The following is a 20,080-nucleotide window of genomic DNA, read 5'->3' as shown; positions in this document are numbered from 1 at the left end:
GCACATCGTGAACCTGTTCCAGGAAGCCCAGCGCTACATCCCCGGCGGCGTCAATTCTCCCGTGCGCGCATTCCGCTCCGTCGGCGGCGACCCGATCTTCATCCGCAAGGCGGCCGGCGCTTATTTCTGGGGAGAGGACGGCCATCGCTACACCGACTACGTGGGCTCATGGGGGCCCATGATCCTTGGCCATGCGCATCCCGACGTGATCGAGGCCGTGCGCAGCGCCGCGCTCGACGGCCTGTCCTTCGGTGCCCCGACGGCCATCGAGACGGAGCTCGCCAGGCGCGTCTGCGAGATCATGCCGTCGATCGAGCTGGTCCGCTTCGTCAGCTCGGGCACCGAGGCGACGATGAGCGCCATCCGCCTCGCGCGCGGCTTCACCGGGCGCGACAAGATCGTGAAGTTCGAAGGCTGCTACCACGGCCACTCGGATTCGCTGCTGGTGAAAGCGGGCTCCGGCGCCCTGACGCTGGGCGTTCCCACGTCCCCGGGTGTCCCCGCCTCGCTAGCGCAACACACCATCACCCTCACCTACAACGATCTTGAGGAGGTGGAACAGGTGTTCGCCGAAATGGGCGACGAGATCGCCTGCATCATCGTCGAACCGATCGCCGGCAACATGAACATGGTGCTGCCTGCGCCCGGTTTCCTCGAGGGGCTGCGCGCGGTGTGCGACAAGCACGGCGCACTGCTGATCTTCGACGAGGTCATGACGGGGTTCCGGGTCGCCCTCGGCGGCGTCCAGGCCATCTCGGGCGTGAAGCCGGACCTGACGACGCTGGGCAAGATCATCGGCGGCGGGATGCCCGTCGGCGCCTTCGGCGGCAAGCGCGAAGTCATGGAGCAGATCGCCCCGCTCGGACCGGTCTACCAGGCGGGCACCCTGTCGGGGAATCCGGTCGCCATGCATGCGGGCATCGCCACGCTCGATCGGCTGAACCCGGAGAGCTACGCCCAACTCGGCGCGCGGACCAGCCGGCTCGTCGCCGGCGTGCAGGCGGCTGCCGATGCCGCCGGGATTCCGTTCTGCGGCCACTCGGTGGGGGGGATGTTCGGCCTGTTCTTTTCCGCCGACGGCCCGGTGCGCAGCTTCAGCCAGGTCATGGCCTGCGACCAGGACCGCTTCAAGGCGTTTTTCCACGGCATGCTCGACGAGCAGATCTACCTTGCGCCGTCGGCTTTCGAGGCGGGATTCGTCTCGCTCGCACACAGTGACGACGACATCGACGCCACCGTCGCGGCGGCCGGGCGGGTGATGGAGAAGCTCGCCGGCTGAATCAAGCCGGTTCAAGCACAGCCATAGCCTGTATGGCGACAACCGTCCGCCGCGCGAGCGCGTCGGTGCGTCGTGGTGGCGGTGGTCATAACCACTACCGGTTCTCTCCTGTTGAGCCAACCCGTCACCACATGAAGACTCGAACAACCCGGAGACCTACCCCGTACCCGAGAGCATAGCGTCAGCCATGCCTTGTCTTGACGGCGTCGAAAATAGAAACCTGCCTGGTCGGCGGGATACATGTTGGTGCCAGTATGAAGCGTTCCGACGGGCACTCTCCAGGCCCTCTAGAGCATCTTCCCGAAAAATACTGCACACGCGATTGCTGTCACCATGGACAACCCCAGAAGCCGCCCCCGAGCCGTCCTCTTGTCAAGCGCGCCGGACTGGATTCGGCCAATGAGGTGCCCGAAAACGAGAGCCAAGAGAAGATAGGCTAGGAACTCGGCCGGATGTAGAAGCACCAACCAGGGCGCAAGCTGGGTTCCGTCTTCGTTAAAGACCGGCGCAATGGCTGCCAGAGCCGGGATAGGTTGCATTACACGCCCTCCAGTTCGCCGTGAAATTGACGCCCGCTACCGCGGCGCTAGCTGCGGCCACGGCGCATACCTTACCTCCGGCCGGCGCTAGCGGTGTGTAAAGCGAACCGCAGGCCAAAAACGCCGCCCCCAGCGCCGTGCCGAACGAACCCCCTGATTGCCACATGGCGGAACAGCTCTCGCCATGCTGGGCTTCCCAAATCTGTCGTTGCGTTGCCTCACAACGCTGTCGCTCGTCTGAAGCCTCCCCAAGGCCACTACCTCCATCGACGGATGAAAAATATGTCATTCCCAATCCCCATGGCGAACCGTGGCTCGGCCAGCATTGTCCGAACCTGCAACCGCAGGGCACAAGCAAGCAATCCCCACCTCCAGGGAGGCTCTGCGTAGAGCCACCGATACTATCCCCGCTATAGGACGGATCCTCACCAGGCAGGCTTTCTATTTTTTAGTCGCCAGGCGATCCCGGCAGCCCCCCGGACGTCACTGCGAGCGTGGGCTCGTGGCTGTCAGTAGATGTAAACATGTTGTCAGGATTGGTTACAGTGGAAACCCACTGATTAATCAAGGACTGCTGCTCAGCCGGCACCCCAGTGTGAGACGCTGCCACCTCTTCGAAGGTCAGATGGAGGACTCCCCCTTGCGGAGTTGTCAAGGTAAAGCGTTGGGTAACGCCATCCATGGTAACTGTGTTGCCGTTGTCGAGGACCAAAAAGCCCCGACTCAAATCCGGATTGATACTTAAAGTCGGGCCCGTGTCCGCCATCACCGGAGCAATGCTCAGCGAGCAAGCCGTCAGAGTCGCGGAAGCCAGGGCAGTAAGGCGGCGCATGATGAACTCCTTGTGTAGTGGGCACGTGGCCAACCTTACCGAAGCCCCCCCCATTTGGGTCCATACGACCATATACGTACCACATTTCGGTCTCCCTGCGGGCGGCATCAGAATTTCGACCGACACTTGGCTATGACAATGCGGGAGCGCGGTCGGGGCGATGGCCGGATCAGGCCGTGGCAGTGTCAGGCACCACGGTCGCGCCCGCGGCCGCAGTTCCAACAACTCTCGAAGCTGGCCGCATTGATTTCGCCGCAGGCGGCACAGGTCCATTCCGCCTCGGCCGGCGGTCGCTGGCGGTATCGCTCCAGCAGCTCGGCGGCGGCCGCCCGGTAGCGGGCCGGCACCAATAGCCGCACGTCGCACACCTTGGGTACGCCGCTGTAGCCACCGACCAGGTCGGCACCGGTCACGGTCGCCGGGATGCCCTCGTTTTGCAGCATCCCCTCCAGCAGGCTGGCCTCGATGGGGTCGGTCCCGCGATGCACGCAGACCAGTTCGCGGCCGGAGAACAAGGCGTCGTCGCCCCCCATGTCAGCGGCCGAGGCTCTTCAGCAGCGGCTCCAGGTAGGCAAGCCGCGCGAGAGGATCGAACAGCTCTAGGCAATGCTGCTTGTGCTCCATGTCGATGGGCAGCAACTCGGCCAGGCGGAAGCCCACCCAGCCGGCATCGCCGAAATCCGGCGTGACGTGACGGTAGTGGGCGCCCAGGTCCTCGAAGACGCCCTCCAGCAAACGCGCCATGTCGTGGTAGCGCTCAGGCAGGGGCACGATCGGCTCGGCCGCCAGCAATACCACGCGACCGATATTGAGGCCGTCGTCCTGCCGCCAGGCATCGCGCAGCGTGAAGCGCCCGTCGCCGACCACGATGACGCCCAGGGTTCCGTCGCTCAACTGGTCCCAGTCCACGATCCTGGCGACCGTGCCGAGCTCGTGGGTTCCGGTCACGTCGCCTTCGGGCTCGGCCTGTACGAGCAGCACGCCGAAGCCGATCCCGTCTTTCATGCACCGGCTGATCATGTCGACGTAACGCGGCTCGAAAATGCGCAGGGGCAGCGGCCCTCCGGGGAACAGCACCGCCTGCAGCGGAAACAGGGGGATTTCGACCGTCTCCGCCACGACGGCTACTGGGCGCCCCAGGGCGCCATCAGTTCCTGCGGTATGCCGAGGTGATCGAGCACCCGCGCCACGACGAAATCCACCAGCTCGCTGACGGCCGCGGGGCGATGATAAAAACCCGGGTTGGCGGGCAGAATCACCGCGCCGGCCCGTGCGAGGGTCAGCATGTTCTCGAGATGAATCGGCGAAAACGGCGTCTCGCGCACGACGAGCACCAGGGGCCGGCGCTCCTTGAGCACGACGTCGCCGGCGCGCTCGATGAGGCTGCGACTGGCGCCCGTGGCGAGCGCGGACACCGTGGCCGTCGTGCAGGGGCAGACCACCATCGCGTCCGGCGCGGCTGAGCCGCTGGCCACCGGCGCGGTCCACTCCTCCTGGCCGTGCACGGCCAGCCGGGATTCCGGCACATCGTGCAGCTGGCAGAAAAAGCGGCGGATCTCGGCAGGGCGCGACGGCAATCCGAGGTCGGTCTCCATGCCGATGACGACCTGCGCCGGCTTGGAAATCATCAGCGAGACGCGGCAGTCCGCGCCGAGCAGGCACTCGAGCAGGCGCAGTCCGTACTGCGCACCCGACGCGCCCGTCATCGCCAGCGCCACGTGCAGGCTCATTCCCGTGTTCTCCTCTCTCGTTCGCGCAAGCTCTCGAGCAGGCGCTGGTGCAGGCCGCCGAAACTGCCGTTGGACATCATGATCACGCGGTCACCGGCCTTCACCTCCTCGAGCAGTATAGCTTCCAGGGCGTCGATGCCCGGGCTGACCCGGGCTCGCCCGCCGAGGTCGCGCAAGGCCTTCGCCGCATCCCAGCCGAGCTCCGGCGGGGCATGTACGAAAATCCGGTCGGCCCCGGCCAGCGATCCCCCCAGCGTCGCGGCATGCACACCCATGCGCATGGTGTTCGAGCGCGGTTCGAGCACCGCCACGAGGCGCCCGTCGCCGAGACCTTCCCGCATCGCTTCGAGCGTCCGCGCGATCGCGGTCGGGTGATGGGCGAAATCATCGAACAGTTCGACGCCGGCCGCGGTTCCGATCCATTCCTGGCGCCGTTTCACGCCGCGGAATGCGCTCAGCGCGCCGGCGGAGACCTCGAGCGGCACGCCGGCGTGCCGCGCCGCCAGCATCGCGGCGAGCGCGTTCTCGGCGTTGTGCGCACCGGGCATCTTCCATCGCACCGACGCGACATGACTCCCCTCCGGGCCCACCACCTCGAAGCCCCCGGGCACGAGCTCGGCCGCATGCCCCTCGTCCGGCAACGGGTCGCCCGGGCCTGCGAAACGCGTCACCGGCGTCCAGCAACCCGCCTCGAGCACGGTTTCGAGCGCCGCGTCGCCGCTGCGCGACACGATGAGGCCGCTGCCGGGCACGGTTCTCACGAGGTGGTGAAACTGGCGCTGGATGGCGCCGAGGTCGTCGAAGATGTCGGCGTGGTCGAACTCGAGGTTGCCCAGCACCAGCGTCCGCGGCCGGTAGTGCACGAACTTGGAGCGCTTGTCGAAGAAGGCCGTGTCGTACTCGTCGGCCTCGACCACGAAAAACGGCGCCGCGCCGAGCCGCGCGGACACGCCGAAATCCGCCGGGATGCCGCCCACCAGGAAACCCGGCTCGAGCCCCGCCGCCTCCAGCAGGAACGCCAGGATGCTGGTCGTCGTCGTCTTGCCGTGCGTGCCGGCCACGGCGAGTGTCCAGCGGTCACGCAACACCTCGCGCGCCAGCCACTCCGGGCCCGAGCAATACGGCAGGCCGGAGTCCAGCAGGCGCTCGACGACCGGCAGCCCGCGGCGCATGACGTTGCCGACCACCACGCAGTCCGGCGCCGGCTCGAGCCGGTCCTCGTCGTAGCCCGCGATGATCTCGATGCCGAGCGCCGCCAGCTGCGTGCTCATCGGCGGGTAAAGCGGCGCATCCGAGCCGGTGACGCGATGCCCGAGGGCGCGCGCCAGGGCGGCGATACCCGCCATGAACGTCCCTCCGATGCCGAGGATATGGACGTGCATCAGCTCACCGGGAAAAACAGGCGGAACACGAAGACGCTCACCGCGAAGTACAGTGTCGCCACCAGCACCCCGCCCGCGTAGCTCCAGCCCAGCGCGTGGCGCAGCACGTGGCCGGTCACCAGCAGGGAGGCGATCAGCAGCATGAACAGGGCCGTCGTGCTCAACACGGCCGCCAGCTCCATCCCGGGCACGGGGGCGCCATCGGACAACACGCGCGCGTTGATCCAGACGAAGGGCAGTGCCGCGGTGCTGAGCAACGCGCCGGTGCCGAACAGTGCCGCCAGGGTCTGCATCGTGCGGGCCGCGCGCCCGGTCACCGCCAGCAGCCCGCCAAAGATCACGGCGACCAGCAAGAGGTCGAGGAGCAGCTGGCCGGCCAGCACGAGGGCGCTCTCCGCCGCCGGCCAGATGACGGCCGCCCCGACGAACAGGTAGGCGAGCAATACCATGCCGAACACCGCGCTGGATGCCGGCACATCCTGCGGACCCTTGCGATGCAAGGCGATCTCGATGAACAAGCGAATCAGGGCCTGCATGGCTCTCCCTTCTGCAGCCGGCATCATACCCGCGGGCGCGCCGCACTGCGCAAGCACGGCACGGCGGTCGTCCCCTTCTGTGATAATGCACTCATGAGCGAATACATTTTCATCGATCGGGCGGACGAGGCCGAAGCCCTGGCCCGCGAGTGGGCCGGCACGCCCCAACTCGCGGTCGACACGGAATTCGTCCGCGAAAGCACCTACCGCGCCCAGCTGTGCCTGATGCAGATCTCCGACGGCGAGCGCGCCGCGTGCATCGACATGCTGGCGCTGGAGAGCCCCGGACCTTTCGCGCCACTCTTGACCGACCCGGCGGTGCGCAAGGTGTTCCACTCGGCTCGCCAGGACATCGAAGTGCTTTACGAGCATCTCGGCGCGATTCCGGGGCCGATCTGGGACACGCAGATCGCCGCCGCGATGCTCGGTTACCCCGACCAGGTGGGCTACACGCAGCTGACCGGCGCCGAGCTCGGCGTGACGCTGCCCAAGGATCATGCGCGGACCGACTGGAGCCGGCGCCCGCTTTCGGACGAGCAGCTGCGCTATGCGGCCGCCGACGTCATGTGGCTGCTGCCCCTCGCGACGCGCCTGGATGAGCAACTCGAGACACTCGGGCGCCGCGACTGGGCCGCCGCCGAATGCGCCGCCCTGCTCGATCCGACCCTGTACGACTTCGATGCGGGTGGTGCATGGCGACGGGTGAAAGGCGCGAATGCCCTCCGGGGCAGCGCGCTTGCGCGGCTCGTCGCGCTCGCCGCCTGGCGGGAGGAAGAGGCGCGACGCAGCGACCGCCCCCGTCGCTGGATTCTCAAGGACGAGGCCCTCGTGGCGTTGGCCGAGCGCGGCGCCGCCGGCGGCGAGGCGCTCCAGGTATTGCCGTCGGCGGTGGCCCGGCGGCATGGCGATGCGCTGCTGGCCCTGCTGGCCGCTGCCGACGAACACGCGGCGCCTTCGCGGCCGGCCTATGAACGCATGGAGCCGGCGCAGGAACGCCTCGCGCGCAAGCTCATGGCCGTGCTGCGCGAACTGGCGGAAAAACACCGCGTGTCCACGCCGCTGCTGGCGACCCGCAAGGAAGTGGAGGCACTGGTAAAAGGCGAGCGCGACCTCCCCCTGCTGCGCGGCTGGCGACGGGAACTGGCCGGTGATCGCCTGCTGGCGCTGGTGGACGCGGACTGAGGATAAGCCCGGCGCGTCGGACCGGGGCGCGACCGCACTGCGACCTCATCGGCCGCGAAGCACGCCGGCAGCAAGCGCTGCGCTACAGCCCCAGCGTCTTCACCAGGCGCGCGTAGACCGCTGCGAAATCGCCCTCCGCATCCACCACCTTGAGCTTCCCCTCTTCGCGGTAGTGCTCGATCAACGGCGCAGTCTCCTGCCGGTAGACTTCGAGACGGCGACCGATGGTTTCCTCGCGATCGTCCGAGCGCTGCACCAGTTCGTCGCTGCCGCAGCTCTCGCATCGCCCGTCCGCGGGCGGCGGAAGAAAGTAGATGTTGTAGACGCGACCGCAGTTCTTGCAGGTGCGGCGCCCCGTAAGGCGCTTCATGAGGATCGAGAAATCGAGATCCATGAGCACGGCGGCATCCAGCGGCTGGCCCAGTTCGTCCAGCACTTGCTCCAGCGACCTCGCCTGCGAAATGTTGCGCGGAAAGCCGTCGAGGATGAAGCCCCTGGCCGCGTCCGGCTGCGCGATGCGCTCCTTGAGGATGCCGAGCACGATCTCGTCGGAGACCAGCTGCCCGGCATCCATGGCTGCCTTGGCCCTGAGGCCATGCTCCGTGCCCCGCGCCACCGCGTCCCTGAGCAGGTCGCCCGTGGACACCTGGGGATACCCGTAGTCGGCCATGAGTTTCTTCGCCTGCGTCCCTTTTCCCGATCCGGGTGCACCCAGCAAAACGATGCGCATCTGGCTTCTCCAAATAATGTCGGTCGCCCTGCGGACCGGACGCACAAGCTTGCCGCCCAGTCCGCGCGCGGTCAAACCCTGTCGGCCGGCGACATGACCATGGGCGGGGTAATCGGCTATCCTGCGACGGCGTTTTCGACCTTGCCTGAGCGCACAACCATGGAGGCGGAATGAAGAAGCGGAACCTGTTTTATGCCCAGTCCGGCGGTGTCACGGCCGTCATCAACGCGACGGCCTGCGGGGTCATCGAGACGGCACGCGCCAGGCGCGACCGGATCGGCAAGATGTATGCAGGGCGCATGGGCATCGTCGGCGCACTGCGTGAAGAGTTGATCGACACGGGCAAGGACTCCGCCAAGGCCATCGCTGCATTGCGGCACACGCCCGGCGGCGCGTTCGGTTCGGTGCGCTACAAGCTCAAGGGCATCGAGGAGAGCCGCGCCGAGTACGAGCGCCTGGTCGAGGTTTTCCGCGCCCACGACATCGGCTATTTCATCTACAACGGCGGCGGCGACTCGATGGATACCGCCAACAAGATCGCCCAGGTCGCGCACAACATGGATTACGAGATCACGTGCGTCGGCGTGCCGAAAACCGTGGATAACGACCTCCCGATCACCGACACCTGCCCGGGCTTCGGTTCCGTCGCCAAGTATGTCGCCGTGTCCACGCTCGAGGCGGGGATCGATGTCGGCTCGATGCCGCAGACCAAGGTCTTCATCCTCGAGGTCATGGGCCGTCACGCCGGCTGGATCGCCGCGGCCGGCGGGCTGGCGGGCAAGGACCGCAGCGAGCCGCCCCATATCATCCTGTTCCCCGAGGTGCCGTTCGACGACGCCCGCTTCATCGCCAAGGTCAAGGAGAGCGTCGAACGTTACGACAGCTGCGTGATCGTCGCCTCCGAGGGAATCCGCAGGGCCGATGGCCGTTTCGTCGCCGAGTCCGGCACCCGGGACGCTTTCGGCCACGCCCAGCTGGGGGGCGTGGCGCCGCAGCTCGCGGAACTCATCCGCGGCAAGCTCGGCTACAAGTTTCACTGGGCGGTCGCCGATTACCTGCAGCGCTCCGCCCGCCACATCGCATCCGCCGTGGACGTGGAGCAGGCCTACGCCATGGGCAAGGCCGCCGTGGAAATGGCCCTGGCCGGGGTGCACGGCAAACTGCCGGTCATCGTGCGCACGTCCGACCAGCCTTACCGCTGGAAAGTCGGCGAGGCGCCGCTGGCGAAGGTCGCCAATGTCGAGAAGAAACTGCCGAAGAAGTACATCACCAGCGACGGTTTTCACATCACGAATGCCTGCCGGCGTTATCTCGCGCCGCTGATCAAGGGCGAGGACTACCCGCCCTACAAGGACGGCCTGCCGATGTACGTGAAACTCAAAAACGAGCTGGCGAAGAAGAAACTGCCCGCCTGGGAAGGCTGACGCGCCCGACGCTGACTCAACCGACGGCGGGCCCGGGGCGAGCGAGGCCCGGGACAGGAAAAGGGCCGGGAGATCACCTCCCGGCCCTTTTTGTTTCGCGTATCGCGCCTCAGCCGCGCGGCGCGGCGCGGTCCGTCAGGCGGACAACAGCGGGGCGATCACCAGGCTGACGATGGCCATCACGTTGATGAGGATGTTCATCGACGGTCCGGAGGTGTCCTTCAGCGGATCGCCGACGGTGTCACCGACCACGTTGGCCTTGTGCGTATCGGAGCCCTTGCCGCCGAAGTTGCCCTTCTCGACGTGCTTCTTGGCGTTGTCCCAGGCGCCGCCGGCGTTGGCCATGGTCAGCGCCAGCAACACGCAGCCCAGCAGCGCGCCGCCGAGCATGCCGCCGAGCGTCTCGGCGCCCAGCAGGAAGCCGACGATCACCGGGGCGAGCACCGCGATGGAGGCGGGCAACAGCATGCGCTTGATCGCGGCGGTGGTGGCGATGTCCACGCAGCGCACCGTGTCGGGTTCGGCGGTGCCTTCCAGCAGGCCCGGAATCTCGCGGAACTGGCGACGGATCTCCTGGATCATTTCGAAGGCCGCATCGCCCACCGCCGTCATGGTGATCGAGGCCACCAGGAAGGGGAAGATGCCGCCGATGAACATGCCCACGAGCACGTCCGGATCGCTGATCTGCAGCTGGAAGTCCGGAATGCGGTGCGAGACCTCGGCGATGAAGGCGGCGATGATGGTCAGGGCCGCCAGTGCCGCGGCACCGATGGCGAAGCCCTTGCCGATGGCTGCCGTCGTGTTGCCCAGCTCGTCCAGGCTGTCCGTGATCTTGCGCGTCTCGGGACCGAGACCCGCCATCTCCGCGATACCGCCGGCGTTGTCCGCAACCGGCCCGTAGGCGTCGATGGCCATGGTGATGCCGACCGTGGCCAGCATGCTCACGGCGGCGATACCCACGCCGTAGAGTCCGGCCTGCCAGTTGGCGATGTAGATCATGGCGCAGATGGTCAGCATGGGGATCACCACCGACATCATGCCGGTGGCCAGGCCCGCGATGATCACGGTGGCGGGACCCGTCTCGCCGGCGCGCGCGATCTCGCGCACCGGCTTGCCGGCCGTGTAGTGCTCCGTCGCGAGGCCGACGATCACGCCGCCGACGGCACCGACCACGGTGGCGATCCAGACGTTGACGCCGACGTCCACCCAGCTGAACAGGAAATACGACAGGATGACGAACACGACCGCGGTGGAGATGGTGCCGATGCGCAAGGCCACCTCGGGCGACTTGTTGGAGGCAGCACGCACGAGCAGGATGCCGGCGATCGAGCAGAGCAGCCCGAGCGAACTCAGCAACAGCGGCAGGCCCATCAGGCTCGCGCCGGGCCCGATCCCCTCGACGAAGCCGTCGGCGCTCTGCTGCACCATGACGGTGGCCAGCGCGACCGTCGCGATCATGGCGCCGCAATAGGACTCGAAGATGTCCGATCCCATGCCCGCCACGTCGCCGACGTTGTCGCCGACGTTATCGGCGATGACGCCCGGGTTGCGCGGATCGTCCTCGGGAATGCCCGCCTCGATCTTGCCGACCAGGTCGGCGCCCACGTCGGCGCTCTTGGTGAAGATACCGCCGCCGACGCGATAAAACAGCGCGACCACGCCGGCGCCCATGCCGAAACCGTGGATGCGATGCGCCGTCTCCGGGTCTGTGCCGAAGACGTAATACAGGGTGCCGAGGCCGAGCAGGCCCAGCGACGCCAGCACGAGGCCCATGACCGAGCCGCCGTAGAAGGCGACCGTGAGCGCTTTACCGGAACCGAATTCATGCGCCGCGGACGTCGTGCGCACGTTCGCGCGCGTCGCGGCGTACATGCCGAGGAAGCCTGCGAGCGCCGAGCAGAGCGCGCCGGTGAGGAACGCGACGGCCGTCTGGTAGCCGAGCGGCGAGAGGACGATCGCGACGGCGATCACGGCGACCGAGGCCGCGATCAGCTTCAGCTCGCGGCTCATGAAGGCCATGGCGCCGAGCTGGATCTGGCGGGCGATCTTCTCCGGCTTGCCGGCCATCACGGGATAAGTCATCACCGCGCGGAAAACGATAAATGCCGCAAGCAGCCCTATGACGCCCACGATGAGCGGGATCAGGTTAATGCTCATGGTTCCCCTTTTGTGTTGTCTGTTTCTTGAATTCTGCGGACCGCCGCCGAGTCGGCCCGACGCGGATAAACCGCGCGATTATACAGTTTGCGGGGCCCCGGAAAAGCTCGGGAAGCCCGAATGCACGCCGTCAGCCGAGCTTGGCGGCCAATGCGACCGGCCGGCCGACGGCATAACCCTGCACGAAGTCGACTTTCAGGGCACGCACCAGGTCGAAGGCCTGCTCCGTCTCGACATGCTCGGCGACCACCTTGATCCCGAGGGTGCGCGCCAGCTCGATCATCGCGGTGACCATCGCGATGCTGACGTCGTCGGAGCCGAGCCCACGGATGAAGGAGCCGTCGATTTTCAGGTAATCCATCGACAACTGCTTGAGGTTGGCGAAGGACCCGAGCCCGCTGCCGAAATCGTCCAGGGCAAAGGTACAACCGAGGCCGTGCAGTACGGCGACGAACCGGGATGTATGACTCATGTTGGCCGCCACCGTCGATTCCGACAGCTCGAAGCAGACCTGCTCAGCCCGCACCCCGCTGCGATCCAGGCACTCCACGACGAACTCCAGGAACTGCGGATCCGCCAGTGTCTGGCTGGAAACGTTGACCGCGACCGAGCGTCCGGCCGGCAGTTTCAGCGCGCCGGCGCCGACGGCCGCGAAGGTGGCCTGCAACACCCAGCGATCGACGCTGGGCATCAGGTGATAACGCTCCGCCGCCTGCATGAAATCCACCGGCTGGCACTCGACGCCATCGCCATCGCGCAGCCGCAACAGGACTTCACAGGCGGGCCCGCCGTCGGGCCGCCCATCGACGGCGACGATGGGCTGGATGTGCAGCTCGAAGCGGTTCTCCTTGAGCGCCGTCTGCAGGCGCTGCAGCCAGATGATTTCGCCGCGTTGACGGGCGACGGCCTCGTCGCGGGACGAGTACACGTGAATACGCCCGCGGCCCTGCTGTTTCGCGACGTAACAGGCGGAATCCGCGGCGCTCAACGTATCCTCGATCGAACCGCTCTCCGGCCCGATCTGGACGAGCCCGATGCTGGCGCCGACGCTGAAGATCTTGTCGCGCCAGACGAAACGGTAGTCCCGGATGGCGCCGCAGACGTCGTCGGCGATCTGGCGCGCCTTGTCCAGCGGGCAGCCGACCAGCAGCAGGCCGAATTCATCACCGCCGACCCGCGCCACGATATCCGAGTCGCGGATCTGCTCCTTCAGGATCCCCGCGATCTCGCGCAGCATGTTGTCGCCGGCCATGTGGCCGCTGGTGTCGTTCACCGCCTTGAAGCGGTCCAGGTCGAGGTAACACAGCACGTGCCCCCCGCCCGAGCGGCCGGTTTTCAACGCTTCCTCGAGGCGACGCTCGAACTCGCGGCGGTTGACCAGGCCGGTCAACGGATCATGGCTCGCCTGGTAGGACATCTGCCGAGTGAGGCCGCGGAGCTCGGAGACGTCGTGCAGCACGATTACGCAACCGCTGGTCTCGCCGCCCCCGGTCCGGATCGGCGAGGCTCGCAGCTCGACCGAATACTCGTCGCCGGAAGCGCGCGAGATGAGCAGTGCGCGACGCCCCAGGTCGACGCGCCGGCGTTCCTCCAGGCAACGCGCCACCGGATCGCCGAAGGGCCGGCGGTCCGATTCGTCGACCAGGGTCGCGAGATCGCCGATCTGGCGGCCCTGGGCATGATCCCGCTGGCAGCCGAGCAAAGCCTCCGCCGCCGAATTCAGGTAGTCGATGCGCCCCCGCGTGTCGGTCGTGATCACCCCCTCACTGATCGACTCGAGCGTCGCCTCCGCGAGTTGCGTGCCCTGCTGCCGCGCGGATTTCAGCAGCGCCTCCCGCGTGGGACGGACCACGGTACCCACCAGGGCGTTGTCCATGGGAACCGGGAAGCCGGACAGTTCGCATTCGACGACGAGCTCATGCGCATCACGAAGTTCGAGCCGGACGGCCGACTGGCGGCCGGCATGGCGCGCCTTGAGCCACGCGTCCAGCGACCCGGCGTGCCCCGGCTGGATCATGTCGGCGAGGCGGCGTCCGAGCAGGGACTCGCCTCCGGCCAGCAGCGCCTCCGCCGCCGGATTGGCGTAGCGGATCCGGTCGTCGTGCAGCAGCACCGCCTCGCCGATGCGCTCGGCGAGGCGAAAGAACATGAGCTGCTCCGCCAGCGCCGGCGGCAGCACGCCCGGCGCGTCCTCGCGGCCCGAGGGAACGGCCGTCAGCGTATCGGTTATTCCCATGGCGTTCCCTGCAGGCGCATGGTCAGGCAGGCCGGTAGACGCGCGCGTCGTTCTTGCGGAACTCGATGGCCTTCTCCTCCATTCCGCTGTGAATCGCCTGGTCCGGATCATCGAGACCGCGGCTGCGCGCGTAATCGCGCACTTCCTGGGTGATCTTCATGGAGCAGAACTGCGGCCCGCACATCGAACAGAAATGCGCGACCTTGTGGGCCTCCTTGGGCAAGGTCTGGTCGTGATACTCGCGAGCGCGGTCCGGGTCCAGCCCGAGGTTGAACTGGTCGTCCCAGCGAAACTCGAAGCGCGCCTTGGACAAGGCGTTGTCGCGCAACTGTGCGCCGGGATGACCCTTGGCCAGGTCGGCCGCATGCGCGGCGATCCGGTACGCGATCATGCCTTCGCGCACGTCGTTGCGATCCGGCAGGCCGAGATGTTCCTTCGGCGTGACGTAGCACAGCATCGCCGTGCCGTACCAGCCGATCTGCGCCGCGCCGATCGCCGACGTGATGTGGTCGTAACCCGGTGCGATATCGGTGGTCAGCGGTCCCAGCGTGTAGAACGGCGCCTCCATGCAGTCGGCGAGTTCCTTCTCCATGTTCTCGCGGATCAGCTGCATGGGTACATGACCCGGACCCTCGATCATCACCTGCACGTCATGTGCCCAGGCCTTCCTGGTGAGCTCGCCGAGCGTCTCCAGTTCCGCGAACTGGGCACGATCGTTGGCATCCGCGATGCAGCCGGGGCGCAGCCCGTCTCCTAGCGAGAACGACACGTCGTAAGCCGCCATGATCTCGCAGATCTCTTCGAAGCGGGTGTAGAGGAAATTTTCCTCGTGGTGCGCGAGGCACCATTTCGCCATGATGGACCCGCCGCGCGAGACGATCCCGGTCACCCGCCGCGCCGTGAGCGGGATGAAGGGCAGGCGCACGCCGGCGTGGATCGTGAAATAGTCCACGCCCTGCTCCGCCTGTTCGATCAGGGTGTCGCGAAACAGCTCCCAGGTGAGGTCTTCGGCCCGGCCGTCGACCTTTTCCAGCGCCTGGTAGATCGGCACCGTGCCGATGGGCACCGGCGAATTGCGAATGATCCATTCGCGGGTCTCGTGGATGTGCTTGCCCGTGGACAGGTCCATCACGGTGTCTGCGCCCCAGCGGATCGCCCAGACCAGTTTCTCGACCTCTTCCGCGATCGAGGATGTGACCGCCGAGTTGCCGATGTTGGCGTTCACCTTGACGCGGAAATTTCGGCCGATGACCATCGGCTCGAGTTCGGGATGATTGACGTTGCACGGGATGATGGCCCGCCCCGCCGCCACCTCGTCACGGACGAATTCCGGGGTGACGAGGCCCGGAAGCCGGGCGCCGAATGCTTCGCCCGGATGCTGCGCCAGCAGGCCTGCCGCCGCGTAGGCTTCGCGCCGCGACTCGAGCTCGGCATTCTCCCGCAATGCGATGTATTCCATTTCGGGTGTCACGATGCCGCGCCGCGCGTAATGCATCTGCGACAGGTTCCGGCCGTCCAGGGCTCGCCGTGGCGCGCGACGCGCGGGGAACGTGAGGGCCGCCGTCTCGTCGTCCCGGGTCCGCGCCCGGGCGAAGACCGAAGTCTGACCCTCGAGAAGCCTGGAATCCTCCCGCCCCTCGATCCAACCGGCACGCAAGGCGGGCAACCCGGCCAGCAGGTCGATGCGATACGCCGGATCCGTGTAGGGCCCCGACGTGTCATAGACGACGATGGGCGGATTGATCTCGGGCCCGTCGACACCCGGCGTCACGGCCTGGCGCACCTCCCGCATCGCGACGCGCAGATCCGGCCGGCTGCCGCCGACATGGATTTTTGCGGAACCGGGAAACGGTTGCGTCACCGCGTCGGCAAGGCGCGCGGGATCACGAAGTTCGTCGCGAGGATTGGCACTCATTCGAATTCCTGGCTGGCGGGGCGGCGCTCCCCATGAAACACCACCGCAATGAACGACATGGGGATCGAAACCCGGCAGCGCTCCTTGATCCGCGGAGCTTAGCGCATGGTGGCCGACACCCGAACCGGGATTCACCATAATGCAGGCACGAACGCTTGTCACACCCGTGGCGAAGCACTAACCTGATCGACCTCGCAGACCGGCGAAGCGAGTATCCTTATTTTCCCATGGACCTCGAACGCGCTCGACAGCAGATGATCGGACAGCAACTCCGCGCCTGGGACGTGCTCGACGAGCGCGTGCTCGACGTCATGGCGCTTTTGCCGCGCGAGCAGTTCCTGCCGCCGGACTGGCAGAACCTCGCCTATGCCGATACCGCAATCCCGCTCGGTCACGGCCGGCGCCTGGCGCCGCCCAAGATCCAGGGGCGCGCCCTCCAGGCGCTGTCGCCACGCGAGGACGAGCATGTGCTCGAGATCGGCAGCGGCACCGGCTACCTGACGGCCTGCCTGGCCCGTCTCGCCGGCCGCGTGACCGGCGTCGAGATTCACGAGGACCTGGCGGAACGTGCCCGGCACAACCTGGCGGCGCTGGGCATCGACAATGTCGAGGTGCTCACCGGCGACGGCCTGGCGATGGAATTCGACCGCCGCTTCGATGTCATATGCCTCAATGGCTCGCTGCCCGGCGAGACCGCGCGCTTCGAACAACTGCTTAAGCCCGACGGCCGATTGTTCGCGGTCACCGGTCAGCCGCCGGTGATGCATGCGCAGCGCATCACGCGGCTCGGCGAATCCGAATGGCATACAGAGAACGTATTCGAGACCTGCCTGCCATCGCTCGAAAATGCACCCCGACCGGCGGAGTTCGTATTCTGATGACCAAGGAAATGACCCCGGCGGAATTCGTCGCTCGCGCCGCCGATGAGCCCGCCCCGCTGTTGCTCGACGTCCGCGAGGAATGGGAACTCGCGATCGCCGCCGTCGAGGGCGCAACGCACATGCCGATGGACGAAGTGCCCGAGCGCTTCGGGGAACTGGCACAGGATCGCGATATCGTGGTGCTGTGCCGGAGCGGCGTGCGCAGCGCCCAGGTCGCGCGTTTTCTCGAGCAACGCGGCTTCGACCGTGTCTGGAATCTCGCCGGCGGGATACTCGAGTGGTCCGCCCGGATCGACCCGTCCATCCCGCCCTATTGAACAAGCCATGCCGGGGCGCACTTGCCTGCGACACGGCGATATGGTGATATAGCTAACTATATCACTAAGGCCCAACACGCTTATCCAAGGATCGACCGATGAAGTTTCACCGCCTGCGAATGTTGCTTGCAGTCACGGCCCTGCTCGCCGCCCCGCATGCTGGCGCCGTCAGCCTGCTCGATGCTTACCGGGACGCCCTGCGCAGCGATCCGGTGCTGCGCGAAGCCGCCGCCAACCGCCTTGCGACACTCGAGGCCGCCCCGCAGGCGCGCGCCGCCCTGCTGCCCCAGCTCGAGGCCACGGGCAGCTACGAACGCCAATACATCTCCGGCAACGAGATCTTCACGCAGCTCCTGGAATCGGGCGAAGTCGTGCCCGTGACGACCGGCTTCGAACGGGAAGTCGAGCCGAGCCGCGCCTGGCAGCTGCGCCTGACGCAGACCCTGTTCCAGTGGGACCAGTGGGTTGCATTGCGCCAGGCCGACAAGCGGCTGGCACAGGCCGAGGCGGAGTTCCGCGCGGCTGAACAGGACTTGATGGCCCGGGTGGCGCGCCGCTACTTCGACATCCTCAATGCCCAGTCGACCGTGCAGGCGGCCGAAGCTGCGAAAGAAGCCATCGGCAGGCAGCTGGAACAGGCGGAAAAACGCTTCGAGGTGGGCTTGTCCGCCATCACGGACGTGCAGGAAGCACAGGCCAGCTTCGACTCCGCCACGGCCGCACTCATCGAGGCGAAGCGCACGCTGGCCGTGGCACGGGAGTTTCTCCGTGAAGTGACCGGCGAATACTACGTCGAGTTGTACGATGCCGGCCCGCAGACGCCGCTGGTCTCGCCCGACCCCTATGACGTGGACGAGTGGGTGAACACGGCGCTGAACCGCAACCTGAGCCTCGAGGCCGCGCGGCTCGCTGCCGAGATCAGCCGGGACGAAATCGCGGCGCGACGCGCCGGTCACTACCCGTCGCTGGAACTCTTCGCGACGCGCAGCAACAGCGACACGACCGCGCGCCGCCGGGACAAGCCGCAGGGCGTCCCCGGCGAACCGGATCCCGCGCCACAGCCCTTCGTGCCGGCCAACAGCGACCTGTGGCAGGACACCTATGGCATCCAGGTGCGCGTGCCGATCTACTCGGGCGGCGCGGTCTCCTCGCGGGTTCGCGAAGCGACTCACCGGCACCAGGCCAGCCAGCAACAGCTCGAACGCATCGCACGCCAGACCGAGCGCGAGACCCGCGACGCCTATCTTTCGGTCACGGCGGAGATCAGCCGGGTGCAGGCCCTGGCCCAGGCCGTGCAATCCAGCCAGACAGCGTTGCGCGCCACGGAAGCCGGTTTCGAGGTCGGCACGCGCACGACGGTCGACGTCCTGCAGTCGCGCCAACAGCTGTTCGAGGCCCAACGCGATTACGCCAGCAGTCGCTACACCTACCTGGTGAACGCGCTGCTTCTGAAGCAGGCGGCGGGGATCCTGCGCGAGGCCGACGTCGAGGAAATCGACAGCTGGCTCAAGCCGCCGGACGAAGTCCCCGTGCCGACGCAAGGCACGCGCTGAGCGGCGCTCGCGTTCGGGTCAGCGGCCGGGCCCCTCGGGTAACAGGGGCCTGATCAATGCCAGCAGGCGCTCAAGCGCCCCGCCGCTGTCCGCCACGACACGTTTCGCACAGGCGCCACGCGCCTGCCGGCCCGCCGGATCGAGCAGCAGCCCGGTGACGACGCGGGCCAGTTGCTGCTGGTCATCGACGACCTCGAGCGCCCCGGCGGCGAGCAGCAGCGCGGCGATGTCCTCTGCGTTGAAGTTGTGCGGGCCGGTGAGGACGGGTATTGCCAGCGCCGCCGGCTCGAGCAGGTTGTGCCCGCCGATCGGTACCAGGCTGCCGCCGACGAAGGCGACGTCGGCGGCGGCGTAGAACATCGGCAACTCCCCGAGGCTGTCCACGAGATAGACCGGGTCGCTGGCGGCCGGAGTCTGTCCGGTGGAGCGCCGCCCGTGCGGCTCTCCGCGGGACTCGAGCAGTGCTGCGACCTCGGCGAACCGGTAGGGGTGGCGCGGCACGAGCAACAGCAGGCTGTCCGGCAGGGCGCGCCGCACCCGGGCGTGAGCCTCGAGCACGGCCTCCTCCTCTCCTGCGTGCGTGCTCGCCGCCACCCAGACAGGGCGTCCCGCCGCACAATCCCTGCGAAATGCCTTGCCCGCCTCCGCCAGTCCCGGCGGCAACGCGACGTCAGCCTTCAGGTTGCCGGTCACGAACGTCCGCTCCGGATTGGCGCCAAGGGAAAGAAAACGCTCGGCATCCTGGGCGCTTTGCGCGGCGATCACGATGCCGTTGGCAAGCGCCTGGCGAAAGAGGCCGATAAAACGGCGGTAACGCTGCACCGAGCGCGGCGAAATACGCGCATTCGCCAACACGAGGGGGATACCGCGCGCACCGCAGGCGGCATAGAGATTGGGCCACAGCTCCGTCTCCATGACGATCGCCAGGCGGGGCTGCATGCGGTCGAAGAACCGCCGCACCGAACCGATCGTGTCGTATGGGGCATAGCTGTGGAGCACGTCATCCCCGAACAGGTCGCGTACGCGCTGTGCGCCGGTGGGCGTCACCGTGGTGACGACGACCGGATAATCCGGGTAGCGTTCGCGCAGCCGGGCGATCAACGAGGATGCGGCCACCACTTCGCCGACCGAGACCGCGTGCACCCAGATGCCGGGGCTGGCCAGCCGGCTGCGACCGAAGCCGAAACGCTCCTCGAAGCGCTCCCAGTAGGCGCGATTGCCGAGGCCCTTCCAGAACAGCAGCAGGGCGACCAGCGGGGCCGCAAGGTACGAGATGATGATGTAGATGCGATGCAAGGGCGGCAGGCCGGGCGGGAGGCGGCGATGTTAGCACAGGGGCCCCGCAGCCGGCCGCGGGCCGGCTGTCGCTATAATGCGGGCGCATCAT

17 protein-coding genes are annotated in these 20,080 nt (G+C 67.1%); 6 read left to right on the top strand and 11 right to left on the bottom strand.

Features of this window, described 5'->3' with window-relative positions; genetic code table 11:
• Nucleotides 1-7: 7 nt before the first annotated feature.
• Nucleotides 8-1,279: a glutamate-1-semialdehyde 2,1-aminomutase gene (gene hemL / locus G6032_RS02205; protein ID WP_346763741.1), complete on the top strand. Its 1,272-nt coding sequence runs from the start codon at nt 8-10 to the stop codon at nt 1,277-1,279.
• A gap of 987 nt (nt 1,280-2,266) precedes the next feature.
• Here hemL and G6032_RS02200 read toward each other — a convergent pair.
• From G6032_RS02200 to G6032_RS02175, 6 genes are all read right to left on the bottom strand, one after another.
• Nucleotides 2,267-2,650 carry a hypothetical protein gene (locus tag G6032_RS02200; protein ID WP_165280496.1) on the bottom strand — a complete coding sequence of 128 codons (384 nt, stop codon included), beginning with the start codon at nt 2,648-2,650 and terminating at the stop codon, nt 2,267-2,269.
• Nucleotides 2,651-2,835: 185 nt separating this feature from the next.
• Nucleotides 2,836-3,183, bottom strand: coding sequence for a DUF2007 domain-containing protein (locus G6032_RS02195; protein ID WP_165280495.1), 348 nt, complete (start codon nt 3,181-3,183; stop codon nt 2,836-2,838).
• A gap of 1 nt (nt 3,184) precedes the next feature.
• The gene (locus G6032_RS02190) at nt 3,185-3,769 is read right to left on the bottom strand and encodes an LON peptidase substrate-binding domain-containing protein (RefSeq protein ID WP_346763740.1); all 585 of its coding nucleotides are present in this window, start codon (nt 3,767-3,769) and stop codon (nt 3,185-3,187) included.
• A 5-nt stretch (nt 3,770-3,774) separates the two neighbouring features.
• Entirely contained in the window at nt 3,775-4,380 is a 606-nt protein-coding gene (locus tag G6032_RS02185) for a flavin prenyltransferase UbiX (RefSeq protein WP_165280494.1), read from the bottom strand.
• Nucleotides 4,377-5,762, bottom strand: a complete 1,386-nt coding sequence (mpl, locus tag G6032_RS02180) for a UDP-N-acetylmuramate:L-alanyl-gamma-D-glutamyl-meso-diaminopimelate ligase (protein WP_165280493.1) — start codon at nt 5,760-5,762, stop codon at nt 4,377-4,379. The genes G6032_RS02185 and mpl overlap by 4 nt, the downstream gene beginning before the upstream one ends.
• Nucleotides 5,762-6,298 carry a hypothetical protein gene (locus G6032_RS02175; RefSeq protein ID WP_165280492.1) on the bottom strand — a complete coding sequence of 179 codons (537 nt, stop codon included), beginning with the start codon at nt 6,296-6,298 and terminating at the stop codon, nt 5,762-5,764. The genes mpl and G6032_RS02175 overlap by 1 nt, the downstream gene beginning before the upstream one ends.
• A gap of 93 nt (nt 6,299-6,391) precedes the next feature.
• On the opposite strand from G6032_RS02175, the gene rnd reads away from it, so the two are divergent.
• Nucleotides 6,392-7,480, top strand: coding sequence for a ribonuclease D (gene rnd / locus G6032_RS02170; protein WP_165280491.1), 1,089 nt, complete (start codon nt 6,392-6,394; stop codon nt 7,478-7,480).
• 82 nt (nt 7,481-7,562) lie between these two features.
• On the opposite strand, the gene G6032_RS02165 is transcribed toward rnd, so the two are convergent.
• A complete protein-coding gene (locus G6032_RS02165) occupies nt 7,563-8,210 on the bottom strand; it encodes an adenylate kinase (RefSeq protein ID WP_165280490.1) in 648 nt (215 codons plus the stop codon).
• Nucleotides 8,211-8,380: 170 nt separating this feature from the next.
• Here G6032_RS02165 and G6032_RS02160 point away from each other — a divergent pair, with 170 nt between their 5' ends.
• A complete protein-coding gene (locus tag G6032_RS02160) occupies nt 8,381-9,634 on the top strand; it encodes a 6-phosphofructokinase (protein ID WP_165280489.1) in 1,254 nt (417 codons plus the stop codon).
• Between the two features lie 135 nt (nt 9,635-9,769).
• Here the strand turns inward: G6032_RS02160 and G6032_RS02155 are convergent, their stop codons facing one another.
• From G6032_RS02155 to thiC, 3 genes are all read right to left on the bottom strand, one after another.
• Nucleotides 9,770-11,791, bottom strand: coding sequence for a sodium-translocating pyrophosphatase (locus G6032_RS02155; protein ID WP_165280488.1), 2,022 nt, complete (start codon nt 11,789-11,791; stop codon nt 9,770-9,772).
• A 130-nt stretch (nt 11,792-11,921) separates the two neighbouring features.
• The gene (locus G6032_RS02150) at nt 11,922-14,027 is read right to left on the bottom strand and encodes an EAL domain-containing protein (RefSeq protein ID WP_165280487.1); all 2,106 of its coding nucleotides are present in this window, start codon (nt 14,025-14,027) and stop codon (nt 11,922-11,924) included.
• A 22-nt stretch (nt 14,028-14,049) separates the two neighbouring features.
• Nucleotides 14,050-15,942 carry a phosphomethylpyrimidine synthase ThiC gene (thiC, locus tag G6032_RS02145; RefSeq protein ID WP_165280486.1) on the bottom strand — a complete coding sequence of 631 codons (1,893 nt, stop codon included), beginning with the start codon at nt 15,940-15,942 and terminating at the stop codon, nt 14,050-14,052.
• Between the two features lie 254 nt (nt 15,943-16,196).
• Between thiC and G6032_RS02140 the strand changes: the two genes are divergently transcribed.
• From G6032_RS02140 to G6032_RS02130, 3 genes are all read left to right on the top strand, one after another.
• Nucleotides 16,197-16,820 (top strand): protein-L-isoaspartate O-methyltransferase, encoded by a 624-nt coding sequence (locus G6032_RS02140; RefSeq protein ID WP_240901888.1) that lies wholly within the window; start codon nt 16,197-16,199, stop codon nt 16,818-16,820.
• Nucleotides 16,820-17,140, top strand: a complete 321-nt coding sequence (locus tag G6032_RS02135) for a rhodanese-like domain-containing protein (protein ID WP_206211745.1) — start codon at nt 16,820-16,822, stop codon at nt 17,138-17,140. The genes G6032_RS02140 and G6032_RS02135 overlap by 1 nt, the downstream gene beginning before the upstream one ends.
• Before the next feature lie 98 nt (nt 17,141-17,238).
• Complete coding sequence (locus tag G6032_RS02130; RefSeq protein WP_165280484.1) at nt 17,239-18,693, top strand: TolC family outer membrane protein; 1,455 nt, start codon at nt 17,239-17,241, stop codon at nt 18,691-18,693.
• A gap of 18 nt (nt 18,694-18,711) precedes the next feature.
• Here the strand turns inward: G6032_RS02130 and waaA are convergent, their stop codons facing one another.
• Nucleotides 18,712-19,989, bottom strand: a complete 1,278-nt coding sequence (waaA, locus tag G6032_RS02125) for a lipid IV(A) 3-deoxy-D-manno-octulosonic acid transferase (protein ID WP_165280483.1) — start codon at nt 19,987-19,989, stop codon at nt 18,712-18,714.
• Nucleotides 19,990-20,080 lie beyond the last annotated feature (91 nt).

Origin of the sequence: Wenzhouxiangella sp. XN24 (assembly GCF_011064545.1) — a bacterium.
GTDB lineage: Bacteria > Pseudomonadota > Gammaproteobacteria > Steroidobacterales > XN24 > XN24.
Note: the sequence above shows the minus strand (reverse complement) of the source record. Positions and strands in the feature narration are given on the sequence as shown.

Excerpts from the sequence above, each read along its gene's own strand:
- G6032_RS02200 (WP_165280496.1), bottom strand. The coding sequence starts at position 2,650 with ATGCGCCGCCTTACTGCCCTGGCTTCCGCGACTCTGACGGCTTGCTCG.
- G6032_RS02195 (WP_165280495.1), bottom strand. The coding sequence starts at position 3,183 with ATGGGGGGCGACGACGCCTTGTTCTCCGGCCGCGAACTGGTCTGCGTG.
- G6032_RS02185 (WP_165280494.1), bottom strand. The coding sequence starts at position 4,380 with ATGAGCCTGCACGTGGCGCTGGCGATGACGGGCGCGTCGGGTGCGCAG.
- mpl (WP_165280493.1), bottom strand. The coding sequence starts at position 5,762 with ATGCACGTCCATATCCTCGGCATCGGAGGGACGTTCATGGCGGGTATC.
- G6032_RS02175 (WP_165280492.1), bottom strand. The coding sequence starts at position 6,298 with ATGCAGGCCCTGATTCGCTTGTTCATCGAGATCGCCTTGCATCGCAAG.
- rnd (WP_165280491.1), top strand. The coding sequence starts at position 6,392 with ATGAGCGAATACATTTTCATCGATCGGGCGGACGAGGCCGAAGCCCTG.
- G6032_RS02165 (WP_165280490.1), bottom strand. The coding sequence starts at position 8,210 with ATGCGCATCGTTTTGCTGGGTGCACCCGGATCGGGAAAAGGGACGCAG.
- G6032_RS02160 (WP_165280489.1), top strand. The coding sequence starts at position 8,381 with ATGAAGAAGCGGAACCTGTTTTATGCCCAGTCCGGCGGTGTCACGGCC.
- G6032_RS02155 (WP_165280488.1), bottom strand. The coding sequence starts at position 11,791 with ATGAGCATTAACCTGATCCCGCTCATCGTGGGCGTCATAGGGCTGCTT.
- G6032_RS02150 (WP_165280487.1), bottom strand. The coding sequence starts at position 14,027 with ATGGGAATAACCGATACGCTGACGGCCGTTCCCTCGGGCCGCGAGGAC.
- thiC (WP_165280486.1), bottom strand. The coding sequence starts at position 15,942 with ATGAGTGCCAATCCTCGCGACGAACTTCGTGATCCCGCGCGCCTTGCC.
- G6032_RS02140 (WP_240901888.1), top strand. The coding sequence starts at position 16,197 with ATGATCGGACAGCAACTCCGCGCCTGGGACGTGCTCGACGAGCGCGTG.
- G6032_RS02135 (WP_206211745.1), top strand. The coding sequence starts at position 16,820 with ATGACCAAGGAAATGACCCCGGCGGAATTCGTCGCTCGCGCCGCCGAT.
- G6032_RS02130 (WP_165280484.1), top strand. The coding sequence starts at position 17,239 with ATGAAGTTTCACCGCCTGCGAATGTTGCTTGCAGTCACGGCCCTGCTC.